This window comes from Pseudoalteromonas sp. CH_XMU1449-3 (assembly GCF_037027245.1).
Classification (GTDB): domain Bacteria; phylum Pseudomonadota; class Gammaproteobacteria; order Enterobacterales; family Alteromonadaceae; genus Pseudoalteromonas; species Pseudoalteromonas shioyasakiensis.
The window spans coordinates 61,075-82,863 of sequence record NZ_JAYMDY010000016.1 but is presented as its reverse complement, the minus strand read 5'-3'; the positions used below and the strand labels follow the sequence as shown (position 1 = coordinate 82,863).

Annotated in this window: 16 protein-coding genes and 5 tRNA genes; 7 read left to right on the top strand and 14 right to left on the bottom strand. The window is 41.5% G+C overall.

Features of this window, described 5'->3' with window-relative positions; translation table 11 throughout:
* Positions 1-59 precede the first annotated feature (59 nt).
* The 6 genes from WA256_RS17235 (at position 60) to WA256_RS17210 (ending at position 6,839) form a co-directional block, all read left to right on the top strand.
* Positions 60-135 (top strand) — tRNA-Glu (locus tag WA256_RS17235).
* 216 nt (positions 136-351) lie between these two features.
* Positions 352-1,299 (top strand): HlyD family secretion protein, encoded by a 948-nt coding sequence (locus WA256_RS17230; protein WP_335992714.1) that lies wholly within the window; start codon positions 352-354, stop codon positions 1,297-1,299.
* Positions 1,296-2,222: an ABC transporter ATP-binding protein gene (locus tag WA256_RS17225; protein WP_335992713.1), complete on the top strand. Its 927-nt coding sequence runs from the start codon at positions 1,296-1,298 to the stop codon at positions 2,220-2,222. Before WA256_RS17230 ends, WA256_RS17225 begins: the two co-directional genes overlap by 4 nt.
* A gap of 5 nt (positions 2,223-2,227) precedes the next feature.
* Positions 2,228-3,373, top strand: coding sequence for an ABC transporter permease (locus tag WA256_RS17220; RefSeq protein ID WP_058583779.1), 1,146 nt, complete (start codon positions 2,228-2,230; stop codon positions 3,371-3,373).
* Between the two features lie 68 nt (positions 3,374-3,441).
* Positions 3,442-4,605 carry a sugar ABC transporter substrate-binding protein gene (locus tag WA256_RS17215; protein ID WP_335992712.1) on the top strand — a complete coding sequence of 388 codons (1,164 nt, stop codon included), beginning with the start codon at positions 3,442-3,444 and terminating at the stop codon, positions 4,603-4,605.
* Positions 4,602-6,839 (top strand): ATP-binding protein, encoded by a 2,238-nt coding sequence (locus WA256_RS17210; protein WP_335992711.1) that lies wholly within the window; start codon positions 4,602-4,604, stop codon positions 6,837-6,839. Before WA256_RS17215 ends, WA256_RS17210 begins: the two co-directional genes overlap by 4 nt.
* Positions 6,840-6,849: 10 nt before the next feature.
* On the opposite strand, the gene gloA is transcribed toward WA256_RS17210, so the two are convergent.
* Both gloA and WA256_RS17200 read right to left on the bottom strand, forming a co-directional pair.
* Complete coding sequence (gloA, locus tag WA256_RS17205) at positions 6,850-7,248, bottom strand: lactoylglutathione lyase (protein WP_055021479.1); 399 nt, start codon at positions 7,246-7,248, stop codon at positions 6,850-6,852.
* A 219-nt stretch (positions 7,249-7,467) separates the two neighbouring features.
* Positions 7,468-9,375 carry an aminotransferase class V-fold PLP-dependent enzyme gene (locus tag WA256_RS17200; RefSeq protein ID WP_335992710.1) on the bottom strand — a complete coding sequence of 636 codons (1,908 nt, stop codon included), beginning with the start codon at positions 9,373-9,375 and terminating at the stop codon, positions 7,468-7,470.
* A 240-nt stretch (positions 9,376-9,615) separates the two neighbouring features.
* On the opposite strand from WA256_RS17200, the gene WA256_RS17195 reads away from it, so the two are divergent.
* Positions 9,616-11,154 carry a S10 family peptidase gene (locus tag WA256_RS17195; RefSeq protein ID WP_269408311.1) on the top strand — a complete coding sequence of 513 codons (1,539 nt, stop codon included), beginning with the start codon at positions 9,616-9,618 and terminating at the stop codon, positions 11,152-11,154.
* Positions 11,155-11,272: 118 nt separating this feature from the next.
* Here the strand turns inward: WA256_RS17195 and nth are convergent, their stop codons facing one another.
* The 12 genes from nth to WA256_RS17135 all read right to left on the bottom strand — a co-directional run bounded on the left by nth (position 11,273) and on the right by WA256_RS17135 (position 20,841).
* Positions 11,273-11,905, bottom strand: a complete 633-nt coding sequence (nth, locus tag WA256_RS17190; protein WP_054553695.1) for an endonuclease III — start codon at positions 11,903-11,905, stop codon at positions 11,273-11,275.
* A gap of 38 nt (positions 11,906-11,943) precedes the next feature.
* Complete coding sequence (locus WA256_RS17185; protein WP_054553694.1) at positions 11,944-12,642, bottom strand: electron transport complex subunit E; 699 nt, start codon at positions 12,640-12,642, stop codon at positions 11,944-11,946.
* Entirely contained in the window at positions 12,642-13,277 is a 636-nt protein-coding gene (gene rsxG, locus WA256_RS17180) for an electron transport complex subunit RsxG (protein WP_054563640.1), read from the bottom strand. Before rsxG ends, WA256_RS17185 begins: the two co-directional genes overlap by 1 nt.
* Entirely contained in the window at positions 13,277-14,332 is a 1,056-nt protein-coding gene (gene rsxD, locus WA256_RS17175; protein ID WP_335992709.1) for an electron transport complex subunit RsxD, read from the bottom strand. Before rsxD ends, rsxG begins: the two co-directional genes overlap by 1 nt.
* Positions 14,329-17,016: an electron transport complex subunit RsxC gene (gene rsxC, locus WA256_RS17170; RefSeq protein ID WP_335992708.1), complete on the bottom strand. Its 2,688-nt coding sequence runs from the start codon at positions 17,014-17,016 to the stop codon at positions 14,329-14,331. The genes rsxD and rsxC overlap by 4 nt, the downstream gene beginning before the upstream one ends.
* A gap of 8 nt (positions 17,017-17,024) precedes the next feature.
* Positions 17,025-17,579 (bottom strand): electron transport complex subunit RsxB, encoded by a 555-nt coding sequence (gene rsxB, locus WA256_RS17165; protein WP_054563643.1) that lies wholly within the window; start codon positions 17,577-17,579, stop codon positions 17,025-17,027.
* A 1-nt stretch (position 17,580) separates the two neighbouring features.
* Positions 17,581-18,162, bottom strand: coding sequence for an electron transport complex subunit RsxA (rsxA, locus tag WA256_RS17160; protein WP_054553689.1), 582 nt, complete (start codon positions 18,160-18,162; stop codon positions 17,581-17,583).
* Positions 18,163-18,339: 177 nt separating this feature from the next.
* Positions 18,340-20,283, bottom strand: coding sequence for an EAL domain-containing protein (locus WA256_RS17155; protein WP_063530132.1), 1,944 nt, complete (start codon positions 20,281-20,283; stop codon positions 18,340-18,342).
* Between the two features lie 181 nt (positions 20,284-20,464).
* A tRNA-Asn gene (locus WA256_RS17150) sits at positions 20,465-20,541 on the bottom strand.
* Between the two features lie 29 nt (positions 20,542-20,570).
* A tRNA-Asn gene (locus WA256_RS17145) sits at positions 20,571-20,647 on the bottom strand.
* A gap of 19 nt (positions 20,648-20,666) precedes the next feature.
* A tRNA-Asn gene (locus tag WA256_RS17140) sits at positions 20,667-20,743 on the bottom strand.
* A 21-nt stretch (positions 20,744-20,764) separates the two neighbouring features.
* A tRNA-Asn gene (locus WA256_RS17135) sits at positions 20,765-20,841 on the bottom strand.
* Positions 20,842-21,789: the final 948 nt, after the last annotated feature.

The following is a 21,789-nucleotide window of genomic DNA, read 5'->3' as shown; positions in this document are numbered from 1 at the left end:
AGGCTCGGTCTCATCTTACGCAGAAATAGCAAATCAGTAATTTGCAAACCAATTTCTGCGTCCCCATCGTCTAGAGGCCTAGGACACCGCCCTTTCACGGCGGTAACAGGGGTTCGAATCCCCTTGGGGACGCCACTTACTTTAAGTAAGTTGATGTGTTGGAAAGACTATCTATATATCATTTCAAATAAAACTAAGATTTTTCAAGTTAAGATTCATTATTCTCCATATATCTTTACGATATAGACTCCATATATTTCTAAAACTTTAATTCCTATAGATCACTTTTACAGATCATTTTAATACTTTATAGTATCTAGCAACTCATCAGCTAACCATAAGGAAATTAAAATGTTAGCTAAACGTGTTGTACTCATACTAATTTCTTTAGTCATTACTGCTTGTTCAGACTCAAATGAGGGAGTAGCGCTAGGAACGCTTGAGCGTGAACGTGTGATCCATCCTGCAACGACTAACGAAATACTGATCGATTTACCCGTTTCAGCAGGCCAGTTGGTCGAAAAAGGGCAGGTGATTGCAAAGTTCGATGCCGAACTACAACAAGCGATTGTTGCTAAAGCACAAGCTCAACTAGCTCAAGCCACTGCATTTCTTGAAAAAACCTTGAATGGTGCTCGCCCCGAAGAAGTTGCTGCCGCATCAGCCAAAGTAGCAGCAGCTAATGCTGCATATACGCAAAGCGAAGCTAATTTTCGCCGTGCAAAAACCTTAGTTAAGGATAAACTCGCAAGCCAAGAAACCTTAGACAGTGCTACCGCTGCACGAGATGAGACTTTTGCTAATTTAGAATCAGCAAAGCAGAACTTAAATGAGTTAACAAATGGTTCTCGCGTTGAAGATATTAATAGTGCGAAAGCGCAAGTTCAGGCGGCAGAAGCAGAACTAAAAGTACAGCAAAAATACCTCTCAGATCTGACAATTAAAGCGATGCGTGCTGGCAGGGTCGATAATTTACCTTGGCACGTAGGTGAGCGAGTTACTAAAGGCAGCCCTGTCGTTATAATTCAAGCAAACAGCGCACCTTACGCACGCGTATATATCCCTGAACCATATCGTGCCAAGCTCAATCAGGGGATGACACTTACGGTTCGCGTCGATGGCATAGATAAAAATATACAGGGTAAACTGACTTGGATTGCCTCAGAGCCTGCGTTTACGCCTTTTTATGCCCTTAATCAGGAAGAACGTGCGCGATTAATGTATCTTGCTGAGGTAACACTACCGGTAAGTGAAAATAATTTACCGACAGGCGTACCTGCTCAAGTGATTATGCCATGACTGAATCGGTGATCCATGCCAAAGGTTTGGTAAAACAATTTGGCGATTTAAAAGCGATTGATAACCTTGATCTAGACGTTGAGCAAGGGAAAATTTATGGCTTTTTGGGCCCTAATGGCTGTGGTAAAACGACAGCAATCCGTATGCTTACGGGGTTATTGAAGCCAACCTCTGGTGATATCAATGTGCTTGGCTTGAGTCTGCCAAAAGATGCTGAAAAGCTCAGAACGCAACTTGGTTATATGACGCAAAAGTTTTCACTTTATAGTGACCTGACCGTACTTGAAAACCTAAAGTTCATGGCGGCGCTTTACCCGTTTAAAAAGCAGCAAAAACAACAAAGAATTGACGAATTGCTCCATACCTATGGTCTTGATCAAAGAGTTGATCAAATGGCCGGAAGTATGAGTGGGGGGCAACGGCAGCGCTTAGCATTGGCTGCTGCAGTGATTAATAAACCGAAAATTTTATTTCTTGATGAGCCAACATCGGCAGTCGATCCACAAAATCGCCGTGATTTTTGGGAAACACTGTTTGATTTAAGTAATGCCGGTACCACGATATTAGTCACCACTCATTACATGGATGAAGCAGAGCGTTGTCATCGTTTAGCCATTTTAGAATCAGGTATTAAACGCGCGGATGGCTCTCCAAAGCAATTAATGACAGACATGCACGCTCATGTTGTAGAAATCGCAGGGGCGCAAACCAGAGAATTAAAAAAACAGCTCGCAACAATTGACCATGTTATTTCAGCCACTCAATTAGGTGCACAGCTGCGAGTCTTAGTGAAAAAAGATGTTCAAGACCCCGTTGAGTTCATAAAGCAGCAATCATTTTGTCAGGATACGTGGCAAGTAAATAGTGTGCGCCCAAGCCTTGAAGACGTGTTTGTCACCTGCACAGGGCAGGGCAGACAATGAGTATTATGACTTCATTAAGCCGCATAAAAGCAATTGTAAGCAAAGAATTACTACAATTACGCCGCGATAGAATGACATTTGCGATGGTGGTGATGATCCCCCTTATCCAACTGATTCTATTTGGTTATGCTATTAACACCAACGTTAAAGATATCCCTGTTGCAGTGGTCGATCATAGTCAAACTGCGCTCAGTCGCATTTTAGTACAAACAGTATCGGCGACAAATGTGGTTAAAGTGACAGATTATTACGACAGTATAGAACAGGCACAAACAGCAATCGCCAGTGCGAAAGTGCGGGCTGTGCTGTTTATACCCCACGATGTGGCAAACCGACTTGCTCAGCACCCAACAGTGGGTTTTGGTTTGCCTGATGGCAGTAATGAGTCGTTAGTCAGGCCAATTGCACATTGGTTAGTTGACGGCTCAGATACAATGGTAGCGTCGAGTGTAAAATCGCTGCGCAATATGCCGCTTGCAGAGCTTCTCGATAAGCCTGCGAATAGAACATACCCAACCTTTGAGACGACCTTATTTTATAACCCAGAGCAACGCTCTGCAGTGAATATTGTGCCAGGTTTAGCTGCTGTTATTTTAACCATGACGATGATTATGTTTACCTCTGCTGCCATTGTTAAAGAGCAAGAGCGAGGTAATATGGAGCTCTTAATCACCTTACCGTTAAGCTCACTGGAATTAATGATTGGTAAAGTGGTGCCTTATATCTTTATTGGTTTTATTCAGTTATTTATTATATTAGGCATGGGTAAGCTCTTGTTTCATATTCCTTTTGGTGGCGGTTTAGTCGCGTTGGTTGTCGCAACCTTTGCTTTTATATGTGCCAGTTTAGTGCTTGGCTTAGTACTTTCAACAATCGCTAAAAACCAGCTTCAAGCAATGCAAATGACAATTTTCATTCTGTTACCCTCTATTTTATTGTCAGGTTTTGTATTTCCCTATGAAGGTATGCCAAAAGCAGCGCAATGGCTTGCTGAGTGTTTACCCGCAACGCATTACCTAAGATTAATACGCGGAATTGTGCTAAAAGATGTCAATTTAATAAGTATGAGCAGTGACTTACTTTGGCTTTTAGCCTTTACTATTTTGGGCTTGGCTGTGGCTGCATTTAGATTTAAGAAAACCCTTGATTAGGCTGGGCAATTTAAGGCATATGTGCTTAACTAAAAAGTAATTTTAATTCATTTTGAGTAGACATTAGCGTGTGGCGAGTATTTTGGCTGGCGGTGCTATTAGTTACGTTTGATGGCTATGCAGCAACGATAAACCTAGCCCATACCATGAAGCATGAACATTTTAACCAATTGCTTAGTGAGTTTGCAGAGCAAAGCGGTTTAACGGTTAACTCTGTATTGGTTGACCAAAAGGCGCTAAAGGTAAGGTTGGTACAAAATACTAGTACCAGCACCTCAACAGACGTAATTATTGTACCCGCTGATCACTTAGGCCTTGATAAATATGCCAACTACAGCACCATTCCAGACTCACTCATAGCTGATACCACAGACAAGCGAACCTTAGAAACTGCAAAGTTAAACAATGAGCTCTTAGGTATACCCATCATTCAAGGGAATCACTTGTTACTTTTTTATAATAAGCAGTTTGTTAAAGAGCCAATAGAAAACTGGCAGGATATATACCAAATTCAACCTTCATTGCCTGAAAAAGTGAAACTCGTTACATGGAGTTTTATGGAAATGTATTGGTTTATCCCGTTCCTATCGGCTTTTAGTGGTGATCTACTTGTAGATAATCAAGTTCAGCTAAATACACCAGCAATGCAATCGGCTCTCAAATTTGTTTGGGGTTTAAATAAACAAAACCTGGTTGATAGGCAGTGCGATTACACTTGCTCAAATAATGCATTTAAAGCGCAGCAAGCTGCTTTCACCATTGATGGTGCTTGGGCGTTAAAAGCATATGAGCAGGCGCTTGGTGATAGTTTAGCTGTGCAGCAATTGCCGAAACTCAATGGTGAGTATATGCAGCCTTATTACTCAACCTTTGTGCTGGCGTTTCCAAATGATGGCTTAAATGGTGTTAATAAAGAGAGCTTGATCAAATTTGCTAAATTGGTTCAAGCAGAAAAATTCCAAACACTGGTTTGGCAAAAGCTTCAAGATATCCCAGTTAACACTGAGGTTTTAAATAACCTTAAAGCACAACAAGGCACTGAGTTATCAACCTTAATTGATGCCATACAATTTACAAAACCTATGCCTTCAACCGCATCTATGATCATCGTATGGGAAGTATTAAATAAAGGGTTTATTCGCTATGGCAGTGGTGCCTTAACTGCTGAGCAAGCGGGGCTTTTTATGCAAGGGTTGGCAGAGCGTTCGATTGCCAATGAAGGGGATGAATGAGTAGTCCACGCTTTAGTCGCGCCTTATTTATCAGTGTATTACTATTGGTCATTATTCCCCTACTGATCCTTGCAGGTTTGATGATAGGGCGTTTCTATTTAAGCTCAATTGACCAAGCAAATACGAGTTTGCAATGGCAAGCTAGAAATAATGCAGCCAGTCTTGAACAACTCTTATTTAAGCTTGAGAAAAATAGCCAATTACTAAGTAGCACTAAGGCGATAACTGAGCTGCCAAATAAAGTGGTGTACTCACAGTTCGCGCTTGTGCAGCTACAAGAGTTTGTTGCCCAAAATCCACAGATAAAAGCCTCGATAGTAATTGATAATCAAGGGTTTATAGTTGAAGGTTACCCTATTACCTCTTTAAATTTGAACTATAAACTCACAAAAAGCATTCTCGACAGCGCCAAGACATCAACAGAGCAAAACACAATTCAAATTATCGATAACCCCCAAGTCATTGAGTTACTTGCACCTCTACAGGCAAAACAAAATTCCTTACTGGCAATTACATCTACATTGCTACATGAGCAAGACTCTCTTAGTGAGCCAATAATTAAAACGGGCGTTTTAGTGTCTTTTGTGCCTTTATCAGAGGCGTTAAAGTGGCTTGCAATACACAATGAGCAACCGGTTTATCAAGCGGGTAAGCAGGTACAAATTACTGCACAAGGTAACATTCTATATAGCGTGGGTGATGCTGGCGATAGCGGCAAATTAATGGGGCAGGCCTCAATCAGTAATGTTTTTTTTGCAGGTAAACCAACCAGTTTACAGTTCCAAATTAATGAAGCAAAAACCACCTACACCAGCGCTGTAAAGCAAACGGCTATATTGGCAGGGTTGTTAATTGTAGGACTCTCTATTATTTCATTTATCTTAGTGCGTTGGTTGACGGCACGGCTCCATAACCCGCTAAATCGCATTACTGCTCTTAGCCGAGAATATGCATTAGGTAATTACAAACAAGATACCGACGATTTTCATTATCAAGAGTTTAAAGATATTGCAGATTCCCTCAGCAGCATGGCTGATACCATTGATATACAAATTACTTCATTGCAATTAGAAAAACTTCGCGCTGAGCGCTCTGAGCAAGTTAAAAGCCAATTCTTAGCCAATATGAGCCATGAAATTCGCACACCGATGAATGGTATTGTGGGCTTTTTGCAGCTACTCAATAAAAGCACGTTAACACAAGAGCAAGCAGAGTTTGTAAGGCAAATAAACAACTGTAGTGATGTGTTATTAACCGTGATTAACGATATTCTCGACTTTTCAAAAATAGAAGCAAATAAAATAGAGCTTGAGTCACGACAATGTGATTTAGTCGCGCTTTGCCATGACCTTATCTTACTATTTAAACCGAGTTGTGATGCTAAAGGGGTTGGCTGCCGGCTTGAGGTCTCCTCATTACAATCGCTGAATGTAGAATGTGATGAAATACGCGTTAAACAAGTGCTGATTAACTTGCTCTCTAACGCCGTTAAGTTTACCAATCAAGGAGAGATTATTCTTTCGCTTACTCTGCAAAGCCGAGATGAACACCAGACAGCTGTCGTGTTATCAGTAAAAGATACAGGCATAGGTATCGCTGAAGATAAAATAACAGCTCTGTTTAACCCCTTTGTACAAGCGCAAAGTAACACCACTCGTGAATATGGAGGGACCGGTCTTGGGCTTGCCATCAGTAAGGGGATGATTGATTTGATGGGAGGTACTATTGCTATCGACAGTGAGCTTGGCAAAGGTACCGAGTTTACCATTAATGTTAATTTTAAATCACTAAACACACAGGACGCTAGCGAAAAAGTACACCAATCAAATGAAGACATTCAGTTCGATTTTAAATCAGTCGACAAGCCAATATTAATTGCCGAAGATAACCCAATTAATCAAATTGTTATCTCTAAGTATTTAACTCAATTAGGTCTAAATTATGAATTGGCAGAAAATGGAAAAATTGCCTGTGAGAAAACCCTAACACAAGATTACGCACTGATTTTAATGGATATTCAAATGCCGGTGATGGATGGATTAACTGCCAGCGAAAACTTACTTGCAAGGCCAGATTTTGATACGCCGATTATTGCGGTTAGTGCTAATGCTATGAAAGACGACATCGAAACAAGCGCAAAAATTGGTATCAGTGACCATATCGCAAAGCCAATTAACTTTGCTGAACTTGAAAAAGCACTCGCAAAGTGGCTATCTCAGCAATCGCTGAAATAGCCAGTATGAATCAAAAAGTGGTGTTATCTTTTTTCTGGATTAACTCAATCGCATAACCGTCAGGGTCTTTAACAAATGCAATTTCAGTTGTGCCGCCTTTTACAGGACCCGGCTCACGACTCACATTACCGCCAGCAGCTTTAATGTCTTCGCAGGCTTTATAAATATCATCAAACTCGATAGCAATATGACCGTATGCATTACCTAAATCATAGCTGTCTGTATCCCAGTTATAAGTAAGCTCAAGCACGGTCGAATCTTTTTCGTCACCATAACCGACAAAAGCAAGGGTGTAGCGGTACTCTTCGTTGTCTGCACGGCGCAGCTCTTTCATACCTAATACCTGCGTATAAAATTCAATTGATTTATCTAAATCAGCAACGCGAAGCATTGTGTGTAATAAGCGCATTTTAAGCATCCTCTTTCTTGTCTTTAAATTCGCACAATTTCAATAACGCAGCATGGTACAACGCTGCGCATTAAAATTATTAAAAATGGATTATAAGTTATTTCGATTGCATGCACAGTAGCATTGAGACAAAGCGTTTAATATGAAAAGGGTGGCGTTATGCAGCAATGAATCGGGATTGCTGCATAACAATGAGGTTTTTGCGGTATAAGCGAAAGCTTAGCTTTTCACTTTACCTTTAAGTACATAAATTTCGCCATCAAAGCTCCCTTGAATTGTCAGGCCCTGACCCGCCAACTCCTTAAGATATTCGATATGCTCATTAGTGATATGTTGCCCCGGCACTAACAGTGGGATACCAGGAGGATAAGGCGTGACTAATCCGGCACAAATTCGGTTGTTACTTTTGCTAATTGGTACAGATTCACGTTCGCCATAGAATGCATCACTAGGAATACAGGCTAAGTCTATAGCGGGTAGATTCTCTGGTAGGCGTGTGCGCCTCATTGAAGTGGCAAGTTTTACTTTACCGCTATCGAGTTTCTTCAGCGCATTGTAAAGGCGAATGATCTTTGAGCGTGTGCCACCAAGAGTTAGCAAAACTAAAATGGTGCTGTGCGTGTACTTTTCGATTTCAAGGCCAATTTCATCTAATAGAAATTTATGAATATCCTTTAATGAATAAGGTAACTCACTAATATCGATGAGGATCTTCAGTGGGTCGTGACCCATGTTATCGCCACTAAAGTGAGGGAATATATCCATGAAATCTTGCTTATCGAGCACTTTTATTTGTTTCAGTGAAGCCATTTGCTGCTTAAACTCTGCAACGTGATTCAGCAGGGCATTTAGTAATTTATAACCTTCCATTTCTAATTGCTTTTGGCATACATCCAGCGAAGCAATGAGTTGATATTTTGGAGAAGTACTGGCGTAAATACTGTAGATCTCACGGAAGAAATCGGCATCGAAATCAGGGTCGTTAACATGAATATAAGACGCCTGAGAGAACGCTGAAACCACTTTATGCGCCGAATGGGTAACATAATCTGCGCCAGCATTAATAGCCGAATAGTGTCGTAAGCTCGGATGGAAAAGCGAGTAAGCAAACCACGCTTCGTCGATAAACACTTTAATGCCGTGCTGATGTGCAAATTCCACTACTTGTTTTAAATCGCTAAGTAGACCATCGTAAGTACAGCCAGTTAAAACCAGTAATTTAGCATCGCTATTTTGTTCAATCGCTTGCTTGATGTCAGCCAGTGAAGGGGGCGCGAAGATACCATATTTAGGATTTAAAATACTCGATAAGTAAATAGGTAAACTAGCCGATTGCAAAATGCCGTAATGTACTGATTTATGGCAGTTTCGGTCAATGATCACCTTATCGCCTTTACGCAGCAAAGTTTGCAAAATAATCTTATTTGAAGTGGAAGACCCATTGGTAACAAAGTAGGTATGTTTTACTTCAAATGTCGCCGCAGCTGATTCTTGAGAGCGACCTATGGTGTTGGTGCTGTCAGACAGTGAACCAAGCGAGTCGACAGAAACCGACAGGTCGCCAACAAATACGTTACGGCCATAAAACTGATAAAAGTCTTTAATATAGGGAGAATTTCTAAAGCTAGCTCCGCCGCTGTGACCAGGTGTGTGCCATGAATCGTTCGATTCACCCACATAACGACGGTAGGCGGTCCAAAATGGGGTTTCTGAACGGTCATCAAAGTCATTGATCATATAGCCCAAGATTGCTTCAGGGTCTGAAATGACCTCATCTTTAAAAAAGAAAGATTCAATTTCTTCTGACTCGTTAACTATTTCCAAGCCTTTCGTATCGTCACCAATAACATAAACAGGCAGCTCAAGGCGTATGCCTTTTAATTGCTCGATAAAACGGCTATAGGTGCGCTCGCCATTGTTCAGTACATCCCAACTAAGTACCACAGCTTGAATATCGCCATCTTCCTCTACATATTTCAACGCCTGCTTGAGCTCAATGCACTCAATAATGTCGATATCAACATCACTGCGCTCAAAATTGGGGATTGTTTTTGCTAGGTTTGTTGAAAGCTCTTTTAAGGTGGCAGGATCTTGCTCAATTAATAAGATACGAAGTAAAGGTAACATAGCTATTCTCATAAAAATATCACATTACTCAACAGCATAACGAAAGGATGGAAGCTTGTGAAATTAATACTTTGATATTTTTTATACCGAGAAAGATAAGCTTTTTACGTGTTAATCGCAGATAGTTGAAATTACATGTTCTTACTGTAAAAGTAATCACTTAAGTAAAAGGTTAATTGCACACTGAGTGATAAAGCCACTCAAGCCAGATACAGATAAGCCTGCTAGGGAGAATAAAACATGGCGTATGTTGCCAATTTCAAAACTGTAGTCATCTCTACATTGTTTGCGTTTTGTACAAGCGCGGTTAATGCAGATGAAGTCTCAAATTCAAACAACAGTAAGAAGCCGATACCAGAAGCCACTAAATTTGTGACCCAGCATAAAGGTACTTTTAATGACAAAAGGCTGAAATACAAAGCTGTAGCCGGTGAAACCTATTTATTAAACAAAAACGAAGAGCCAACTGCTGCTATCTTTTCGTTTGATTATATAGCTGCAAGCGATAACAAAAACAGACCAGTCACATTTATCTGGAATGGTGGCCCAGGCTCATCGTCTAATTGGTTACATATGGGTGCATATGGTCCTAAACGAGTTGTTGTACCAAGCGATGCTTCACATCCAGGAATGGCTCCTTACGAATTAAAAGATGCGCCTGAGACGATACTTGATGTGACTGATATGGTGTTCGTGGACCCTGTTGGCACAGGTTACTCGCGTGCCTTAGGTGACACTGACAGCAAAGCTTTTTGGGGCTTAAATCAAGATGCATCTTCTATCGCTGATTTTATTGCCCAGTGGCTAACAAAAGAAAATCGCTGGAATGCACCAATATTTTTATTGGGAGAGAGCTACGGGACAACTCGAGCGGCAGCGGTTTCTAAAGTGCTTATGGATAAACACCTGATCAATGTAAATGGCATTATTTTTGTGTCACAAGCTTTAGACTATCAAGGTTCAAGCCCTTATGTTGATGACAACATCATTTCTTACATCACTTACATACCCACACTTGCTGCAACTGCTTGGTATCATAAAAAAGTAGACACATCTGGAGATTTTGAAGCGTTTATTGATGCGAGCCGACAATTTGCAGTTGATGAATTACTACCAGCCTTATTTAAGGGGAATGCCCTTAGTAAAGCTGACAGAGCGCAAATTGTTGATGGCCTTCACCGTTATACAGGGCTAAGCAAACAATATATTGAGCAGGTTGATTTACGCATTAATGCCTTTAGATTCGCTAAAGAGTTATTGCGTGATGAGGGCGTCGCAGTAGGCTTTCTTGATGGACGTTATAAGCTTGATGAACGAGACGATTTAACAGCGGCTCCTAAGCAAGATGCGTCAAAAGTGATAGGGCCAGCATATAAAGCGGCACTGATGAAATACATGCGCGCAGATTTAAACGTACAGTGGAAAAGAAAATACCTAAACCCTGGCGATCCTGAGTTATCAGATAACTGGCGCTGGCGCACTGCTCCTGATGGACAAGGCTGGGAGCCAAGATACGTCAATACAGCGCCAGATTTATCTTATGTGCTTCGCAGCAATCCGCAAATGAAAGTGATGGTCGCCTCTGGTTATTACGATATTGTCACGCCATTTTTTGATGCTGAATACACCTTAAACAGACACGGTATATACGCTGATAAAATTGACTATCACTATTATCACGGCGGTCACATGATGTATGTTCACGAACCAGCAAGAGTGGCGCTGTTAAGAGATACGCGAGAATTTATTAAAAAGCAGGTGAGCCAAAACCAGCGATAATGGCTAGACTAAATGTGCCACACTATATGTTTGGCACATTTAGCAAAATGAGCTTATGGAGTGATAGGGGAAGGTGAAGAGCATCACCTTTAGATTGTTTGCTTAGAGTAGACTTTAACTATTCCGTTTTTTCTTTAAACTCACACAAGTCTTCGATAATACAACTGCCGCACTTAGGTTTGCGAGCCGTGCACACATATCGGCCATGCAGAATTAACCAGTGGTGCACATCGACCTTAAATTCTTTAGGTACCACTTTTTCTAATTTTTGTTCTACAGCAACTACATCTTTACCCATAGCAAACTTAGTGCGGTTAGAAACGCGGAAAATATGCGTATCGACAGCAATTGTCGGCCAGCCAAAGGCACAGTTTAAAACAACATTTGCAGTCTTTCTGCCAACCCCCGGTAATGCTTCGAGCGCTTCACGATTCTCTGGTACTTCTGAGTTATGTTTATTGACCAGAATCTCACACATTTTATAGACATTATTGGCTTTAGAATTAAACAAACCAATGGTCTTGATGTAATCACGAAGGCCTTCAAGGCCTAAATCAAGAATCGCTTGAGGCGTGTTAGCAACAGGGAATAGCTTACGGGTTGCTTTATTAACACCCACATCTGTAGCTTGTGCTGATAAGGTAACCGCAACTAATAATTCAAACGGGCTTGAGTATTCAAGCTCTGTTTCTGGGTGCGGGTTTTGCTCACGTAAACGAGATAAGATCTCATAGCGCTTTTCTTTATTCATGGTGGCGTAAAGCACGCAGTGACGGTGCGTGCTCTCCTTTAAGTTAAACTTGTCACTCGGGCTCTAGGGCCTTTTTCTGCTTCTGGAGTAACAACTTGCTTAGATTTTATTTGTGTATCAATGACATTTTTTGCAGCAATCAATAAACCAAGCCCTAAAAAGGCACCCGGTGGTAAAATTGCCAATAAAAATTGGTTATCAAAACTAAATACTTCAATTCGAAGTGCAGCAGCCCATGGCCCTAATAATAAATCGGCGCCATCAAATAGCGTACCTTGACCAATAAGCTCTCGCATTGCCCCTAGCACCACTAAAACTAACATAAAGCCAAGTCCCATCATCAGGCCGTCAAAGGCTGAAAGTGGCACGGTATTTTTAGAAGCGAATGCTTCTGCGCGACCGATAATGGCACAGTTGGTAACAATCAGTGGAATAAAAATCCCCAGTGATTGATAAAGGCCAAATGTATAGGCATTCATCATTAGCTGCACGATGGTTACAAAGCCTGCGATGATCATCACAAAAACAGGAATACGAATATCTTTAGGTACCCAGTTACGCACAATCGATACGGTGACGTTAGAACCAACCAGAACCAATAAAGTTGCTAAACCTAGGCCTAATGCATTGGTAATCGTAGAGGTAACGGCAAGTAGCGGGCACAAGCCTAATAACTGCACAAGGGCTGGGTTATTGGCCCACATGCCATCTTTAAATAAAGTTTTAACTTGGCTCATTACTTGGCTCCTTGACAGATGTTTGGCGCAGCAAACAAGTTATCAAATTCAGCTTGGGCAAACAGCACAGCTTGTTTTACTGAGCCGACAACGGCACGCGGTGTAATGGTTGCGCCAGTAAACTGATCAAATTGGCCACCATCTTTTTTAACAGCCCAGCGGCTATCATCTTCACCTAGTACATTTTGGCCTTTGAAAAGGGTGATCCAGTCTGATTTTTTGACCTCAACTTTATCGCCAAGGCCCGGTGTTTCTTCGTGCTTAGTGACACGAACACCCGCTATTTCACCATTGGCAAAAACCGCCGTTAATAAGTTGATATCGCCACTATAACCACTTGGTGTTACATGGCGCATCACTAAAGCGTAAGGCTTATTGTCTTTGTAAGCACGATAAATAACTTGCTCTGGGCGTGGACCTAAACGTTCATCGGTGATCACGACACAATCTTTGTATAGTTGATTGTCATAATGATGGGCATCAAGTACTTGTTGAAGTTGCTCTGCAAGTTGTTGCTTTTCTTGCTCTTCAATACGCTCAGCAGTCAGGCTATGAGTCAGGGCCACAGTGCCTGTGGTAATGAGCGCAAATGCTGTAAGAATAGCGCCGTTTTTAGTCATTGAGGAAAGGATCATTATTTCACCCCATGGCCGTAAGTACGTGGTTTCGTGTAGTAATCAATTAAAGGTACCGCCATATTTAACAGCAATACACTAAATGCCACAGCATCAGGATAACCACCGAAAGTACGAATTAAGTAAACAAGTAGACCAATTAACGCACCGTAAATTAAACGGCCTCTATTCGTTGTTGATGCAGAAACAGGATCGGTAGCAATAAAGAATGCCCCTAACATGGTTGCACCACTGAATAAATGAAATACCACGCCTGGCTCTGTGCCAGGAGCTGCAATATAACCAATACCACTGCATACGGCCAATGAGGCTAAAAAGCTAACAGGGATATGCCAATTAATGATTTTAGCTTTTAATAAATAAAGCCCCCCGATTAAAAAGCCGAGGTTAACCCAGCCCCAACCAAGGCCAAACCAGTCATTAAAAAGAGGCTTGCTCATGCTCTCAGCCACCGTTAGGTGATGGGCGACATCTGTTTTAACGGTATCAAGCGGCGTTGCCATGGTTGTGCCATCAATCGCTACACGTAATTGATCAACACTAAAACCAGCGCTGGTAAAGCCATTGAAAATAACAGACAGCTGCTGTGAGAAGCTTATCGGAGATGCAAGTAAATCACTAACAGGTAACCAGCTTGTCATTTGCACCGGAAACGATACAAGTAGTAATACATAAGCTGCCATAGCAGGGTTAAATAAATTAAAGCCAAGGCCGCCATAAAGCTGCTTTACAATAACAATTGCAAACATACAGCCAATTATGATAATCCACCAAGGCGCTAAAGGGGGAATACTCAACGCCAGTAATACGCCTGTTAACCACGCACTACCATCACTGAGTGTTGGCCAAACTTTGCGTTTACGAAGCATCAATACAGCGGCTTCACAGGCGCTAACTGTAATTAGCGCGAGAACAAGCTGAATTAAAACAGCGCTACCAAAAAAGAAAACTTGCGCGATTAAGCCTGGAATACACGCAGCAATCACTGTCATCATTAATCGGCTTAATGATTTATGGCTATGATTATGCGGCGAACTCGCCATGGTTAGTTTCATGACTTATCGTTTCCTTCTTGTTGTAACTTTTTCGCTTTAGCTCTTGCAATGGCACGAGCGACCGCTGCTTTTTTCTTATCTTCGCTAGACTCTGGTTCATCAACCTGCGGCTTTGAATCATCCGTATCGCTTGAGTCATCAAGTTGTTCTGATGATTCGTCACTCTGCGCTTGCTCTTTAGCGGCCTTTTTCGCTTTGGCTCGAGCTATGGCAGCTGCAACAGCGGCTTTTTTCTTATCTTCGCTAGATTCAGGAGCATCAGACTGCGGCTTGGCATCAGCCTCATCATTTGAATCATTTATTTGCTCTGAAGAATCGTCACTCTGTGCTTGCTCTTTAGCGGCTTTTTTCGCTTTGGCGCGAGCGATAGCGGCAGCAACGGCAGTTTTTTTCTTATCTTCGTTAGATTCAGGAGCGTCAGCTTGTGGCTGGGCATCTGCCTCAGCACTTGAATCATTAGTTTGCTGTGAAGAGTCGTCACTCTGCGCTTGCTCTTTAGCTGCTTTTTTGGCTTTAGCACGAGCGATTGCAGCAGCAACAGCAGCTTTCTTGTCATCAACAGGCGCGCTATCTTCTTCAGCTTCAGTTTGATTCTCAGCAGCTTGTGCTGCTTTTTTCGCTTTAGCACGAGCTATTGCAGCAGCAACAGCAGCTTTTTTGTCATCAACAGGCGCGCTATCTTCTTCAGCTTCAGTTTGATTCTCAGCAGCTTGCGCTGCTTTTTTTGCTTTAGCACGAGCGATTGCAGCAGCAACAGCAGCTTTTTTGTCATCAACTGGTGCGCTATCTTCTTCAGCTTCAGTTTGATTTTCAGCAGCTTGCACTGCTTTTTTCGCTTTAGCACGAGCGATAGCAGCTGCAACAGCAGCTTTTTTGTCATCTTTTGGCGCAGCGTCAGTTTCAGCAGAAGCGTTTTCTTCTGTAGCTTGTGCGGCTTTTTTCGCTTTAGCGCGGGCAATAGCGGCAGCAACAGCAGACTTTTTATCGTCTTTATCGACGCCTTCTTCACCTTGCTCTAGTGCTTTTTGCTCTTTGTATTTACGTGCTTGTTCTTTACGCGCTGCACGCTCTTTAGCTACTTCAGAGTTATCAGGCTCAAGCTCAGCACCTTGCTTTTTCGCTTTCGCACGGGCAATAGCTGCAGCGACAGCTGACTTACTGTCTTTATCATCAGATTTAGATTTAACACGCGCGAGTGCATCGGCCACTTTTTGTTTTTCGCCATCTGACTTAGCAGCCGGCTTACGTTTATGGCGGTTTTGACGCTCTTCTTGTTCGCGCTCTAAGCGCTCTTTACGTGCTTCAAAACGCTCTTTTGCTCGCTCTGCTTTGATTTGCTCTGCTTGCTGTTCTTTGATTTCAGCTTTAGCAACACGATAGTACTGCACCAAGGGTATTTCGCTTGGGCAAACATAAGCACAGGCGCCACATTCAATACAATCAAATAAATTGTGCTCGTTGAGTTTGTCGTATTCTTTAGACTTGGCAAACCATTGTAATTGCTGAGGTAACAATGATGCAGGGCAGGCGTCAGCACAGGCACTACAACGAATACAGGCTTTTTCATCACCCGGCTCAGCAAGTTCTTGGTGATCTGGCGCTAAAATACAGTTTGTCGTTTTAACGACACCAATACGCACGGTTGGCAGGGTAAAGCCCATCATTGGACCGCCCATAACCACACGTTGCTGTGGAACCGGAGAAAAGCCTTGGCAGTCTAATAAATGTTTAATTTCAGTGCCTAGTAAAGCCCACACATTACCTTGTTTATGAATGGTGTTACCGGTTACCGTTACTACACGCTCTATAAGAGGCTTACCTTCATGTACGGCTTGATTTACCGCAAATAAAGTACCGACATTTTGCACCAACATACCAATATCGGCAGGAATACTGCCACTAGGGACCTCTTTGCCCGTTAGCAATTTAATTAGCTGTTTTTCACCGCCAGAAGGGTAAACCGTTGGTACTGTTTGCACTATGATACTGTCGTTATGTTGTGCTGCGAGTTTCATGGCAGCAATGGCATCGGGCTTATTATCTTCAATACCAATAATTGTCAGCTGTGGACTTAACAGCTGCTGCATTAATTCAATACCGGCAATTATGCCATCGGCATGTTCGCGCATTAGCATGTCATCAGCAGTGATATAAGGCTCACACTCAACAGCATTAACAATTAAAAACTCAATGGCTTTACGGGTATCTGCTTTTACATAAGTTGGGAAGCCAGCACCGCCCATACCTGCAATACCACTTTGATGAATAATACCGACAAGCTCATCATGGGAAAGTGCTTTAGCATCAGGCACAGGGTTAAGCTCGCACCAGTTATCTTCACCATCAGGTTCAATAATTACGCTAAGCTCAGGCAGTGCTGAAGGATGAGCAGAAGGCATTGGGCAAATATCGCTGATCAACCCTGATGTTGGCGCGTGCACAGGCACTGACCAATTGCCGCTGGGTTTAGTTAATGCTTGACCTTTTAGAACCTGCTGGCCTTTTTCAACAATAAGTTTACCGTTAGCACCAATATGTTGTTTTAGAGATACAACGAGCTTGTCTGGTAGTGGCAGTCTTGCAATGGCTTGTGTTGTTGATTGCAGCTTTTGACCTGGTGGGTGAACGCCTCCAGGTATAGACCACACTTTGCCTTGTTTAATTTGATCTATTAATTTTTCCATCTGTGCTCCTAATCTACCTGAGTCACAGGGATTGCGTTTAATTGCCATTTCCAGGTTTGTTTGGTTTCTTTGACAGGCAGCATATCAATACAGTCTACAGGGCATGGTTCAACACATAAGTCACAACCGGTACATTCATCAATTAATACAGTGTGCATTTGGCGAGTTGCGCCAACGATGGCATCAACAGGGCAGGCTTGAATACATTTGGTACAGCCAATACATTCATCTTCACGAATATAGGCAACGGTTTTAACTGGATCTGCTTGCTCACCGCCAGCCAGCGGTTTTGCTTCAACACCCATTAAATCAGCGAGTTTTTTTACCGTGGCTTCGCCGCCTGGTGGGCACTTATTGATTTCGTCACCATTGGCAATTGCTTCTGCATAGGGACGACAGCCAGGGTAGCCACATTGGCCACACTGTGTTTGCGGTAAAATGGTATCAATTTGGTCAACAATAGGGTTGCTCTCAACGCGAAAACGAACGGCGGCAAAACCTAAAATTAAACCAAATATTAGCGCTAATGAACCTAACGCTATCAAAGCATAAAACAAGGTCATATTAAAACTTCACTAATCCTGTAAAACCCATAAAGGCCATCGACATAAGGCCTGCGGTGATCATCGCAATTGAAGCACCTTTAAAAGGAGCAGGGACATCAGCCGCAGCTAAACGTTCACGTAATGCGGCAAACAGTATTAACACCATAGAGAAGCCCACTGCGGCACCAAAGCCGTACACAGCCGATTGTAAGAATGAATGGTCTTCTTTGATATTAAGTAGGGCAACACCTAATACAGCACAGTTAGTGGTGATAAGTGGTAAGAAAATCCCTAATAAGCGATAGAGTGTCGGGCTGGTTTTTCTCACCACCATTTCGGTAAATTGCACGACAACAGCGATAACCAAAATAAAACTCATTGTACGCAAAAATTCGATATCCAGCGGGATCAAAATATAATGATTCACCAGATAACTGGTCACGGAGGCAAGTGTAAGTACAAAGGTTGTGGCTAAAGACATACCAATCGCGGTATCTAACTTACCCGATACACCCATAAACGGGCATAAACCTAAGAATTGAACTAAAACGAAGTTGTTGACTAGCACAGTGCCAATCAATAACAAGACATACTCTGTCATGCGTGCCTCACGAGAATAAAAACGGCTCTATTATCCTTTTTTATGGGGGCCGACACAACACATGAGGGACGAATAGCTAAAATTAACAAAGCTGTTTACGATTAAAGTGTTAAAGCAAAGTTAATAGCTGGAATAGGCCCAAAAATAGTAAGGTTTTTTGGGCCTAAAAGAGGGGGCTTATATATCTTTTGGCTTTTCGATGTAATAGCCTTGCACACCATCTAAACAAAGTGTTTCGATGATATGTTTTTCTTCTTGGCTTTCTACGCCTTCAGCAAATACACTTACACCAATACGGTGAGCTAGATCCACCATTAAACGCATAAAATATTGATTGTTTTTATCTTCTTCGAGGCCGCGAGTATAGCTTGCATCCATTTTGATAAAGTCAGGTTTTAAGTCTCTAAAGAATTTAAATGAGGTTAATCCCACACCAAAACGTTCTACAGTAATGCGTGCGCCCACGCGATGTACCATATCGATAAAGCGTTTACTTGCTTTAATGTTTTGTTGTAATCCAAACTCACTGACTTCAAAAATAAGTTTTGATGCAATGTTACTGTCTTTCAGTAAGCGGCGTTCTAACCAGATCACAAACTGATCATTGTGAGCGCTTGATGCCGTAACATTAATACCAAAGAATTTTTCAGAGAAATTACGCGTTTTAACTTTTTCTAAAGTGGTATCGATAATTAAGCGGTCAATTTCCATTGCCATTTCTAGCTTCTCTGCCATAGCAAGGAAAGAGGCTGTTGGCAGCATTTGATTTTCTGCGGTTTTAAAACGAACTTGGATCTCAGCATAGGCTTTAACACTTTTACCTATTGGCATAATGTTTTGCATAACCAAGTGAACACGTTTCGACTCAATAACTTCGCTAATAACTTTACGCCAGTTTTGGTTACCAAAACCTGCGCTGGCGTTATTAACTAAGTCTGTTTCGCGCTGCACATGCCATGCATTTGCTTGTTTTGATTGCGCCATGCTCATTGCATTATCAACAATCGATAATAACTCACCAAGCGGCTTACCTTTTTCGTAGCCAACAATACCTGTGTTAGCAACTGAACTTAATTCTTGGTTTTGCTGATACTGAGTAAAACGCGATTGTAAGTTATCGCCAAAGCGTTCAGCTTCTTTAAGAGGGGTATTAGGCAATACCACTGCAAAGTCAGAGCTGTTTAAACGAAAAACCTGACTGCCTGTATAGGTGCCGCTAATATGTTTGATAATATCGGCCACACCTTTTACGTATTCATCACCTTTTTGGTAACCACGGGTTTGGTTGATGGTTTGCAATTCGCTACAACGAACCATAGCAAGCGAACCAAAGGTGCTCTTTTCTGCGTTCTCAATATTCTTTTCGTAGTACTCAACAAACATATTTCGATTGCCAAGGTTTGTAACTACATCTTTATACGCTTCTTTTTTAATATTTAGCGCATTATTTTGAATGTCATCATGCTTGGTCTGTAAGAAATGCGATAGGCGATTGAACGATGGAATTAAATCTTTGCTTAGCTTCTTTAAGCGGGTGGTATCCATCGCTTGCTCGAGGTCACCATTAACCTGATTTTGGTTGATATAAATATCAACGATATCTGAAATAGTCGTACTAATTTTACGATTTAGGCGGCGGAACATGCTCTTCATATAAATAATAGGAAGTAGGGCAATAAGGCCTGAAATTAAAACGACAATAAATAAAGACTGTTGTAATAGGCTAGCCAGGTTGTGTGCATTAATCGTAAACTCTACTTTAATGTCAGATGTTTGATTAACGGCGAACTGAGGGCGAATAGAATTAAAACTGTTATTAACTATTTCAGCAAACAAGGGTAGGGATTGGCTAGATTCTACCATGCTAACCACTTGACCTGATTGATCACGGATCACAAGTTTAGAAAAAGTACTGCCATCGGCAAATGCTTTTTGTATTTTCTCTGGTGCAAGTTGCTCAATGGTTTGTGTATTTATATATGCGTTTACTACACGCTGTGCTTTTTGCTGTGCATCACTGACTGCGCTATCAAAGCTAAGCGCAATAAAGTAACCACCTAATAATGCAAACAGCAACCAAGATATAAGTTGTATAAAAATAAGTTTTTTAAAGCCAGCCATGTTCTTATCTTTTAAAAGCCTAAAGGAAGGAATCAATTCCTTGATTGATTGCTTTAAGTATAGTCGTTGTATTCTAAAGCATAATATAGAATAAACTTAAATTAGGTTAGATTATAAGTGCTTTAAAGTCTAATACAATCGACGAATAGTAGTAGATAAAATTTTAATAGATTCGTGGAGTTGGCTCCCCCTCCCCGACTCGAACGGGGGACCTGCGGATTAACAGTCCGTCGCTCTAACCAACTGAGCTAAGGGGGAACTAAATAGAGTAGTGTGGTGCTATGATTTGGCTCCCCCTCCCCGACTCGAACGGGGGACCTGCGGATTAACAGTCCGTCGCTCTAACCAACTGAGCTAAGGGGGAACAATCATATTCATAAACTTGGCTCCCCCTCCCCGACTCGAACGGGGGACCTGCGGATTAACAGTCCGTCGCTCTAACCAACTGAGCTAAGGGGGAATCGTTTATGATTGAAAAACTTGGCTCCCCCTCCCCGACTCGAACGGGGGACCTGCGGATTAACAGTCCGTCGCTCTAACCAACTGAGCTAAGGGGGAAGCGTCATGCCTTTCAACGGGGCGAAATATTAATGACAGCATTGCAAAGTGTCAACATAAAAACTTCATAAATTCAAAAAAGAAGCTTATTCGATGTTTTTATGTTCGATCTGAGCAAAATGTAGCTGAAAAGCTCAACATTTTTTGCTTAGCAGCGGGGGATCTATGTCGAATGCATCACTTTTTTGCATGCTTTTTGAGCTGAGTCATTTTTCAAAAATATAAAAAAGGTTTATTTGCTAAGTCATTCTTTACCAAATCGAGGAAATCACTATTTATGTAATGTTTTTTTCGGATGGCAAAAAATAGATCTAATTCTTTTCGTGGCAGTTCCCACTTCTGATATTTTTTCGTGTATTTCCTTAATGAGGTAAAGGTAGGCTTCCCCGATTTTTGATAGAAAATTCTAAAATTAGTTGGCTTCAATTATACACAAGGTAATTTTAGCTCTTTTTATCAGATGTTTAGCTTGTAATCTTTCCTTGTATTTTAATTGTCATACTTAAGTTCACGTTGCTGTAGAACATTTTTTGCGCCTTCTTTTCACTAAACTTATAAAACGGTTAAAACAAGATGCTTTGCTATTTATAGTATTGTGCGTTTCAGGCTAGCCTTAAAAGCCTTTATATTTGCGGCTTCTAGAGAGTTATCCACGGTTTCTGTGGATAACTCTGTTTATTAAACTTTAAGAACAGCTATAGTGCTAGGATTTTCGAGGGCTACAGCAATTTCAAGTATTTAATTCACTTTTTTTAATTCATTTTAAATCAATGTGTTAGTGTTTTTATCTGAAGCCTTGCTGAATTGATGAGTAAATTTATTCGTGACGATGAAATGGTGCTATTTATTGTGTAAAAAAACAGCGAATACTGCCTTTTAATTGTAACAAAGCTATTAAACTTGTTTTTATATTGTTTTTTATGAGGGTTAGTGGTTATTTTTATGTCA